Origin of the sequence: Deinococcus sp. Marseille-Q6407 (assembly GCF_946848805.1) — a bacterium.
In the GTDB taxonomy this organism is placed as follows: domain Bacteria; phylum Deinococcota; class Deinococci; order Deinococcales; family Deinococcaceae; genus Deinococcus.
The window spans coordinates 70,642-80,000 of record NZ_CAMPFU010000001.1; the positions used below are offsets into that span (position 1 = coordinate 70,642).

Below are 9,359 nucleotides of genomic sequence, written 5' to 3' on the forward strand. Positions count from 1 at the left end.
AGGGCAGGCAGATGCACAGGCGCGGGGCAGAAAACCGCAGACGCCGGGGGGCGGAAGTCGGGCGAACAGGGGTGCGGGGCTGCATCTCGCCCGCAGTATGCCGCACGGTTCTAAGAGTTACGTCAGACCTTGGTGTCTGGCCGTGTGTCTGGCCGTGGCGCTGCCCAGTCGGCTCGGCCCGGTATTTCAGGCCAGAGCAAAAAAAACCCCCAGCTTCAGCCGGGGGCACAGAGCAAAAGTTGCCGTTTAGCGCAGGATACGCAGGGCCTTGAGAATGGCGATCAGCACCACGCTGCCCACCACACCCCAGACGATGCTCCAGAAGTTGAAGCCGGAGCCGGCCACCTGGGCGCCGCCGATATGAAATACGTTGCCGAACAGCCATTGGGCCAGCGCGGCGCCAACCACACCGATCAGAATGTTGGCGATGGCGCCCTGCTGGGCGTCGGTCTTCATAATCAGGCTGGCCAGCCAGCCGGCCAGGGCGCCTACCAAAATAGTAATAATCCAGGACATCTTTTTTCCTCCGGGGGAATTGAATTTGAGTGAAATGCTGTGAGAACGCCGTAACAGCTCACAAAGCCAAAGTTAAGATCGGCTGGGACAGAAACCCCGAGCGTGATTTTGAACACGTTATCAAAGCTTGCCCAACCTGCCTTCAGAGCTTCATAAAGGTGGGCTTTAGGCGGCGTCAGCTTGAACCCTGAAACTGACTGATTTCTCAAGTCTATGGAGTGCCTGGCCGCTGCTCTCGGCTAAGCTGGGGCATGGTGCTTGCCGGTTCTCCGCTTTCGTTGCCGCCTGCTCTCCCCGTCTGTTCCGGCTGCTGTGGGAGGGCCAGCGTATGCCGCTGACGGTGCGGGTGCCGGCCTCCAGTGCCAATCTGGGCCCCGGCTTCGATTGCTTGGGCCTCAGCTTGCCGCTCTATACCACTGTGCAGGTGCAGCCGGCCCCGGCACTGACAGTGGTGCCGCAGGGTGAGGTACTGGCCGGCACCCCGGCCGACGCGAGCAACTATGTCTACCGCGGCATGACCGAGCTGGCGCAGGTGGTGGGCCGCCCGCTGCCGCCGCTGCGGCTGGAGATCAGCAGCGAGGTGCCGCTGGCCCGTGGGCTGGGCAGCAGCGCGGCCGCGTTGGTTGCCGCGCTGCTGGCCGCCAATGCTGTGCTGGACGATCCGCTGGACCGCCACCAATTGCTGGACCTCGCCAGCCGGATGGAAGGGCACCCGGACAATGTCGCCCCGGCGCTGCTGGGCGGCGTGGTGGTGGCGACTTTTGATGGGCAGCAGGCACAGCCGCTGCGGATTGAACCGCCGGCGCACCTGGGCGCCACCGTGCTGATTCCCGATTTCGAACTCAGCACTGCCGACGCCCGCCGGGTGATGCCCCCCCACTACTCGCGGGCAGACGCTGTCTTTACCGTGTCACACGCCGCGCTGACCACAGTTGCGCTGCTGGCCGGCCGGCTGGACCTGCTGGCGGCGGCCATGCAGGACCGGCTGCACCAGCCGTACCGCGCACCCCTGGTGCCGGGGCTGGACGCTGTGCTGGCCGGTGCCACTCAGCACGGCGCCCTGGGCGCGGCCCTGAGTGGCGCCGGCCCCACGGTGCTGTGCCTGCACGACACCCGGCAGGACACCGCCCCCCTGCACAGTTTCCTGCGAACCGTCATGGCCGAGGAAGGGCTGAGCGGCCGCGTGCTGGACCTGCCGCTTGACCGGGACGGGGCGCAACTGGACGGCCGTTTTGAGGCCTAAGTCCTGTGCCTAACTCGCTGCTACGCCCGGTCAGCGGCGGTCTTCGCGCAGGCTGAGCAGCAAGAGGCTCAGGGTGCCCAGCACCACGTAGACATCTGCCAGGTTGAAAATCGGGAAATCTCCAGCATGCAGCGCGTTGGAGATGAGTGACAGCAGCGGCATATCGATCATGTCGGTGACCTGCCCACGGACCAGGCCGTCGATGGCGTTGCCGATGGCCCCAGCGGCGATCATGCCCAGCACCGTGGTGAGCCAGCGGACCTGCGGGCGGGCCCAGAGGTAGCCCAGCAGCCCCAGGCCCACCAGCAGCCGCAGAGCGGCCAGTGGCAGCGCCGAGTTCGAGAACATGCTCCAGGCCGCGCCGGTGTTGAAAGTCAGCACCCATTCCAGCAGCAGCGGAATCGCCGGAACCGGCGGAGCCTGATACACCAGATTGTTCACCGCCCAGGCTTTCAGCGCCTGATCGGCGATGATCAGTAGGGCAGCCAGCGCAATGGGAAACCAGCGGGGCCAGCGGCGGGGGGGAGCAGAGGCAGCGGAGCGCATTGCCGCAGTATAGAGAGCGGCCCCTGGCTTCGGCGCCCTGGCTGTCATTTGGGCTGCGGGCCCTGTGCTATACCGGCCGCATGACCCAGAACTCTCCCGAACGCACCGCCGTCAAAGGCAAGGTGGAATCCTTCGAGCTCGACCACACCAAGGTCAAAGCGCCCTACGTGCGCCTGGCCGGCACCCAGACCACGCCGCGCGGCGATACCATCAGCAAGTATGACCTGCGGCTGCTGCAGCCCAACCAGGACGCCCTGCCCACCGGCGCCCTGCATACCCTGGAACACCTGCTGGTCACCGGCCTGCGCGGCCGCCTGGACAATGTGGTTGACGTCTCCCCGATGGGCTGCCGCACCGGCTTTTACATGGCGGTAATCGACGAACCACAGCCCGAGAAAATCATGCAGGTCTTCCAGGAGGCTCTGGCGGATGTCAGCACCTACACCTCGGTGCCCGGCCGCTCCGAACTGGAATGTGGCAACGCCCGCGACCACGACCTTGAAGGCGCCAAGCGCTACGCCGCCCAGGTGCTGGACCAGGGCCTGCACGTTCAGGACACCATTTACCTCGAACGCTGAAGCCAGCTCCGCCTAGGCCCAGTTCTGTCTAGGTTAAGTTTCGTCCAGCTTCAGGGCCGCCGGGGCTCTTTGAGCTGCGGCAGGTCCGGGAGCAGCAGCACCTGCCAGACCGAGCCGGGGGTCTCGTCCCAGAGCGGCATCAGCTTGTCCTTGAGCACCGAGCGGTTTATGGCCTGATAAAGGCCTGGTGGCAGCTCGGGCGAAGGGTAGACGTAATGCACCCCGGCTGCGTCCACCCGGGGGCTGAGTGGAAAAGCCAGCAGGGCTGCCGCCACCGCAGCGCCGCCCAGTAGCCCGCCGCCCAGCAGCCCGCCCACCGCATGCCACAGCGGCAGCGAGTGGTAGGGCCGCGAGGTCAGCTGCCGGGTCAGCTGCCCGGCGGCGGCGGCCCCCAACCCCAGCACCAGCGCCAGGCCGGGGGCTCCCCAGGGTCCCAGGTGGCTGCCCAGCCGGTTGGCGATATAGGCTGCCAGCAATGTCAGCCCGCCCCAGACCAGCCCGCCCAGGCCGGTCCGCAGGCCCAGGGCACTCAGCATTCCCAGCAGAGTGAGGAGCAGCGCGTCGAACCAGGTCATTTCGAGCCGCACTATAGCCTGAGCTGACACCGTGATGAAAAAAAATGAGGAGCGTGGGTGGTGCTGCCCGGCCCCCTCAGGTTGCAGTTGGAAACGGGGCCCCGGGCTAAACTAGGCCCCATATGATTCGTGTCTTGCTGGTGGATGATCATGCGCTGTTCCGGCAGGGGCTCAAGAGCCTGCTCGAAAGCGAGGGCATGCGTGTGATCGGTGAGGCGGCCAACGGCCGCGAGGCCCTACGCTTCGCCGCCGACACCCACCCGGACGTGATCCTGATGGATATTCAGATGCCCGAACTGGACGGCGTTAAAGCTACCCAGAACATTCTGGAAATCGACCCGTCCGCCAAGGTCATCATGATCACCATGTACCGTCAGGACCGCTATGTGTTCGAAGCGGTCAAGGCGGGCGCCCGTGGTTACATTCTGAAAGATGCCGACAGTACCACTCTGCTGGACGCCATCCGCCGGGTCGCCGCCGGCGAGGCGCTGCTGAACTCCGACATGGCACAGAACGTGCTGGACGACTTCCGTGATAAGCGCGAGGAACTGCCGCAGGAAAAGCACAACGACCTCAACGAGCGTGAAACCATGATTCTCAAGCTGCTGGCCCAGGGCTTTTCCAATCAGGACATTGCCCTGCGGCTGGACATCTCGGAAAAGACGGTCCGCAACCGCCTCAGCGAGATCTTTACCAAGTTGCAGCTGAACAACCGCACTCAGGCCGCCCTCTACGCCATCCGCGAAGGAATTGCTCCCCTTGAGTAAACGCCGCTCCTCTCAGGCATCACCGGCCCGGGCGCCCCGCACCCAACCGGCCCGTGAACAGGTGTACCGCGCCGGCTGTGGCCGCGAATGGAGCCTGGTCTCTGCCGAGCCGGACCTGGCCTATACCGATCAGGCCTTTCCCGAGTGCCCGCTGTGCCCGCACCGGGTCGAGCCGGAGGGCGCCACGCCATTCTGCACCCTGCGCCCGGTAGACGCGCCTCACCCTTTTGCGGCTCTGGCCAGCTTGAAACTGCCGGAGTAGGGTCTTTTCAGGCGCCGCGCCTGCCGGGCATTTGACCGCTGCTAGAGCGGTTCCTTGGCACTTTCTCCCCGTACAGAACAGGGACATTTGCGGCACCGTTTCTCCCTAGCATTATCCAGAGCAACTGTCCCGCTCAGAGCCTTACTTTTCGGTCGGTCGTGAGGAAGCTGCGTGGTATGTTAAGCCGCATCTTCTGCACTACAATTGCAGGTGAACAACGCTGGACTGCCCTGACTTCTGGCGCCGCACTGCGAGGTCCAGAGGCCCAAGCCCATATCCGAGGAGAAGTACCGTGGAGAGAAACGACGCTGTCATGCCCCTGGTCGCAATCTTTTTTGCGGCCCTGTTTGGGGTCATCACACTCTTTTTGTTTAACGCTGCCACCGCCCCCGAACCGGTTGAGGTGGACCCCGCCGTCATGGCCAGCATCGAGACCGAGTGGCCGAAGTCCGGCCCCAAACTCTTCGAGACCAACTGCTCAGGCTGCCACGGCGCGGCCGGTCAGGGTGGCGCTGGTCCGAAACTGGCCGGCAACACCAAGATCACCGGCGACCCGGCCTACGTCTACAGCATGGTCCACAAGGGCAAAGGCGGCATGCCGTCCTTTGAGGGCGTCCTGAAGGAAGACGAGATCTACGCCGTCGCCAACTACGTCCTGCATTCCTGGGGCAACGATATCCCCGAGCCGCTCAGCCCGGCTCTGGTGGCCAAGGGCGCCAGCGAGATTGACCCTGAAGTGCTCAAGGAACGCGGCCGCCTGGTTCCCGAAGGCATCGCGCTGCCTGAAATCTTCTTCCTGTCCTTCACCATGCTGCTGCTGACCTACGGTCTGGTCGGTCTGTACTCGTACTGGGCCGAAGGTTCCGAGCTGAAGCCCGGCATTCACAAGGTGCGAGCCAGCCCGGTCGCCACCCTGCTGATGGTGGTGACCCTGATGGCCAGCCTGTTGTTCAGCGTGCTGTTTGCCCGGCAGATGATGGCCGACTACGCCGCTTGGAGTGCCAACGTGACACCCAACGTGACGCGTGAAGGCCTGTGGGCTGGCCTGCTGGTGCTGAGCCTGGCGCTGGCTGTGGGCCTGTACAAGAAGTTCTTCATGGACGGCGAGGTGCTGGTCGAAGACGCCAGCGGAGAATTCCCCTGGTAAGTGCTGCGGCGGGCCCTAACCGGCCTGCTTGCTCCGTAGGAGAAATGAAATGACCCGATACAAGGTAAAAGACCCCGAACTGACCCGCCGCCGGTTCATCAACATGGCCATGGGCACCACGGCAACCGTGGGCACCCTCAGCCTGCTGGGAACCCTGGGCGGCGCCCACCCCATGTACCGCATGACCGCCGACAAGAAGCCTCCGATGGAAGGTGACATCCTGGTGCATGCGGCGCCCGAAAAGGAAGGCACTCCCATCACGATGGCCGACCTGAGCGACAAGCAGGTGCAGGCCTGGCCGATGGGCAAGGACGACAAGGGCAACAAGGTGATCCGCAAGGGTGAGCCCAACAACCTGCTGGTGCTCTACAAGTTTGCGTCCGGCGAGCTGAGTGGCGAGACGGATATCAAATCGACCATTGACGGCCAGGTGGTGGCCTACAGCGATATCTGCAGCCACGCCGGCTGCCCGGTGCCCGACGCCAAGGACGGCAACGGCATGCGCTGCCCCTGCCACTCGGGCCAGTACCAGCCCAAGCAGGGCGGCATCGTGGTGGGCGGTCCGCCTCCCCACAAACTGGCCCAGCTGCCGATCGTGGCGGAAGGCGACAACATCAAGGTGGCTGGCTTCTTCTTGACTCCGCCCTATCCCTACACGGACGAAGCTGCTTGGGAAGCCACCAAGGAAACCGCTAAGGGAGCCTGAATATGAACCAGTGGTTAGACGAGCGTCTGAATATCTCGCGCCTGAACGACAAGTTCCTGCGCAAAGCCTTTCCGGTTCACCACACCTTCTTTATCGGGGAGATCACGCTGTTCAGCCTGATCATCCTGATTCTGACGGGGATCATCCTGGCGCTGTCGTTCGAGCCCAGCAATGCGATGGTGGTGAACTCCTTCGACCCGGGCAGCCCGGACAAGCCCAACCTGATTCCAGCCGCCTATCACTCGGCCCTGAAGATCAATGCCATGCCCTTCGGCGACATGTTCCGCCGCATTCACCACTGGAGCGCCAACATCATGGTGGCCGCTGCCGTGCTGCACATGATGCGCATCTACTTCACCGGCGCCTACAAAAAGCCGCGCGAACTGAACTGGTGGATCGGCATGCTGCTGCTGATCTTTGCCGCGCTGACCGCTGTGACCGGCTACGCTCTGCCGTACGACAACTACGCTTACAACACCCTCAAGGTGATCAACGCGATCACCGCCTCGGTGCCCTGGGTCGGTCCCTGGCTGGCTGAGTTCGCCTTTGCAGGCCGCTTCCCCGGTGAAGGTTTGATTCCCCGCTTCTACGGCTACCACATCATGCTGCTGCCCGGCATTCTACTGGCCCTGACGGCCGCGCACATGCTGATCATGATCAAGCAGAAGCACACCCAGCCGCAGTACGCCAAGCGCATCGCCTACAAAAAGATTGTCGGTGTGCCGCTGATCACTCAGCAGACACCCATCATGCTGATGCTGGCGCTGTTGTTCGCCGCCATCGTGATTCTGTTCAGCTCCTTTGTGCCGGTACACCCGGTCCAGCACTACGGCCCGCCCAGCTCGCAGCCGATTGAAGGCATCAAGCCTGACTGGTACCTGCTGTGGGTCTTCGGCCTGCTGGCGATCATCCCCAACACCTTTAGCTTTGAATTCCTGGGCGGTGACTTCAGCGCCGAGTTCTTTGGTGCTCTGGTAATCCCCACGCTGGTGCTGGGTCTGATGTTTGCAGTGCCGATGCTCGATAAGAGCGACGACAACCTCTACTACGCCGAGAACCCCACCGATCATCCCCACCGTCTGGCCGCTGGGATCGCTTTCCTGACCCTCCTGATCGTCTGGTCGGTGGCCGGCTATAAGGGTGAACTGGTGGCCAACGGCTATCTGTCCACTGAGCGCGCCAACCTGGTGCTGTGGGCGCTGAGCGTGATCGTGCCTGCCATCACCTACGCGCTGACCCTGGCTTACGTGGCCGGTATCCGCCGTCTGCGCCGGGCCGATCAGCAGGAGCAGCAGCGTGCCCTGGTCTACGGTCACGACGACTGACCTTTCCCCGTTCCTCAATAAAAAGGCCGCCCTCTCCGGGCGGCTTTTTTTGGTGTCTTGGTAACGACCAGGCTTGTCTCTTGTGCCCAGGCACCGGGCTGACCTCCGGGTGGAAGAAGGCCAGCTGCGCTCCGGCAACCGGAGCTCAGTTCCAGCGGCCGCCCCGGCCCATCTTCAGCTCGGGCTCGGGCGCAGCGTACAGCTCCTCGGCGCGGCTCAGTTTCTTGCGGCCATACAGACCTTCCAGAACGAACTCGGCGGCGCTGGCCTGCATGTCGGCATCACTGCTTTCTGCCACTGCTGTGGTCAGGTCGGCCAGGTCCGGCACTTCGTTCAGCGAGGCGGAGATGTCTTGGGCCAGCCCACTTTGCGGAAAGCGGAAGACATTACCCTGCTCAAACCACTCTTCAAGCGCTGCGGTACTGAGGCTGGCGAAGCGGCGCCCGTAGACGGCACCGGCGGCCTTACGAATCAGGTCCTTTGCCACATTCTCTGCGCCCTTCAGTTCGCCCTCGTATTCTAGCTCCATCTTGCCGGTAATGGCCGGCAGACCAGCGTAGATATCACTGACCCGCACCACCGGCGCAGCTCCAGTCACCAGCGAGCGGCGCTCGGCGTTGGCCGCCGCCAGCTCCAGCAGGCTGATAGGCAGACGCTGCGAAACGCCACTGAGCTTGTCGATCCGGCCATCCTCACGGGCCTGGAAAGCGATCTCCTCAATCAGTTCCGCCACAAAGTCGGGCACCTGGACTTCCGGCTGCCGGTCAGCTTCCTGGGCGGTAATGTCCATACCCTGCCGCACGTCGCGGGGGTAGTGGGTCCGGATCTCGCTGCCGATGCGGTCTTTCAGGGGAGTGACGATCTTGCCGCGGGCAGTGTAGTCCTCGGGGTTGGCGCTGAAGACCAGCATCACGTCCAGCTCCAGACGAACCGGGAAGCCTTTGATCTGAACGTCGCCTTCTTGAAGGATGTTAAAGAGTGCCACCTGCACCTTGGGCGAGAGGTCGGCCAGCTCGTTGATCGCAAAGATGCCGCGGTTGGCCCGTGGGAGCAGGCCGTAGTGCATCGAGCGGCTGTCACCCAGGCTGGTGCCCAGGCGGGCTGCCTTGATGGGGTCCACGTCCCCGATCAGGTCGGCCACCGTCACATCGGGCGTCGCCAGCTTTTCTACGTAGCGCTCTTCGCGGGGCATCCAGCGCAGCGGCAGGTCGTTGCCTTCCTGCTCTACCCGTTCGCGGCCTTCAGCGGTAATTGGGTTCAGCGGATCGTCTGCAAAGTCCATTCCGGCAATCACCGGTACGTAGTCGTCCAGCAGGGTCGTAATGGCCCGCAGAATACGGCTCTTGGCCTGGCCGCGTAGCCCCAGCAGAATAAAGTTCTGCCGTGCCAGCAGCGCGTTGATCAGCTGGGGAATCACCGTTTCCTCGTAGCCGACCACGCCTTCAAACAGCGGCTCGCCGGCTCTGAGCTTACGTGTCAGGTTCCTGCGAACTTCGTCCTGGACGGAAAGGGTTTGCCCGTCAAAAGGCTTTCTGCCGGCGTATTCAGGCAGTTGCAGCAGTTCTCCGAGGGTCTGTGGATTAGGTGGTGTCATATGGCGCTGAAAGTAGCACGCTGGTGCCCCCTGCAACTGTGCCGCTACGCCAGAAGGGAGGGGGGAGAAACAGCGTTATTCACGGGATTCGGGCCTCTCG

At 63.5% G+C, this 9,359-nt stretch carries 11 protein-coding genes; 7 read left to right on the forward strand and 4 right to left on the reverse strand.

The window, feature by feature from the left end:
* Positions 1-246 precede the first annotated feature (246 nt).
* Complete coding sequence (locus tag OCI36_RS00325; protein WP_261663089.1) at positions 247-516, reverse strand: GlsB/YeaQ/YmgE family stress response membrane protein; 270 nt, start codon at positions 514-516, stop codon at positions 247-249.
* A gap of 328 nt (positions 517-844) precedes the next feature.
* Between OCI36_RS00325 and thrB the strand changes: the two genes are divergently transcribed.
* On the forward strand, positions 845-1,759 hold the full coding sequence (gene thrB / locus OCI36_RS00330; RefSeq protein WP_261663090.1) for a homoserine kinase: 915 nt from the start codon (positions 845-847) through the stop codon (positions 1,757-1,759).
* A 30-nt stretch (positions 1,760-1,789) separates the two neighbouring features.
* On the opposite strand, the gene lspA is transcribed toward thrB, so the two are convergent.
* Entirely contained in the window at positions 1,790-2,305 is a 516-nt protein-coding gene (gene lspA / locus OCI36_RS00335; RefSeq protein ID WP_261663091.1) for a signal peptidase II, read from the reverse strand.
* An 80-nt stretch (positions 2,306-2,385) separates the two neighbouring features.
* On the opposite strand from lspA, the gene OCI36_RS00340 reads away from it, so the two are divergent.
* Positions 2,386-2,883: an S-ribosylhomocysteine lyase gene (locus tag OCI36_RS00340; RefSeq protein ID WP_261663092.1), complete on the forward strand. Its 498-nt coding sequence runs from the start codon at positions 2,386-2,388 to the stop codon at positions 2,881-2,883.
* Positions 2,884-2,933: 50 nt separating this feature from the next.
* Here OCI36_RS00340 and OCI36_RS00345 read toward each other — a convergent pair whose 3' ends face one another.
* Entirely contained in the window at positions 2,934-3,458 is a 525-nt protein-coding gene (locus tag OCI36_RS00345) for a hypothetical protein (RefSeq protein WP_261663093.1), read from the reverse strand.
* A gap of 122 nt (positions 3,459-3,580) precedes the next feature.
* Here OCI36_RS00345 and OCI36_RS00350 point away from each other — a divergent pair, with 122 nt between their 5' ends.
* From OCI36_RS00350 to OCI36_RS00370, 5 genes are all read left to right on the forward strand, one after another.
* The gene (locus OCI36_RS00350; protein WP_261663094.1) at positions 3,581-4,225 is read left to right on the forward strand and encodes a response regulator transcription factor; all 645 of its coding nucleotides are present in this window, start codon (positions 3,581-3,583) and stop codon (positions 4,223-4,225) included.
* Entirely contained in the window at positions 4,218-4,487 is a 270-nt protein-coding gene (locus tag OCI36_RS00355) for a hypothetical protein (protein ID WP_315941223.1), read from the forward strand. Before OCI36_RS00350 ends, OCI36_RS00355 begins: the two co-directional genes overlap by 8 nt.
* A 313-nt stretch (positions 4,488-4,800) precedes the next feature.
* Entirely contained in the window at positions 4,801-5,634 is an 834-nt protein-coding gene (locus OCI36_RS00360) for a c-type cytochrome (protein ID WP_261663095.1), read from the forward strand.
* Positions 5,635-5,683: 49 nt separating this feature from the next.
* Positions 5,684-6,340 (forward strand): ubiquinol-cytochrome c reductase iron-sulfur subunit, encoded by a 657-nt coding sequence (locus OCI36_RS00365; protein ID WP_261663096.1) that lies wholly within the window; start codon positions 5,684-5,686, stop codon positions 6,338-6,340.
* Between the two features lie 2 nt (positions 6,341-6,342).
* Complete coding sequence (locus OCI36_RS00370; RefSeq protein ID WP_261663097.1) at positions 6,343-7,665, forward strand: cytochrome b; 1,323 nt, start codon at positions 6,343-6,345, stop codon at positions 7,663-7,665.
* A 145-nt stretch (positions 7,666-7,810) separates the two neighbouring features.
* Here the strand turns inward: OCI36_RS00370 and OCI36_RS00375 are convergent, their stop codons facing one another.
* Positions 7,811-9,259, reverse strand: coding sequence for a sigma 54-interacting transcriptional regulator (locus OCI36_RS00375; RefSeq protein ID WP_261663098.1), 1,449 nt, complete (start codon positions 9,257-9,259; stop codon positions 7,811-7,813).
* Between the last annotated feature and the right edge of the window lie 100 nt (positions 9,260-9,359).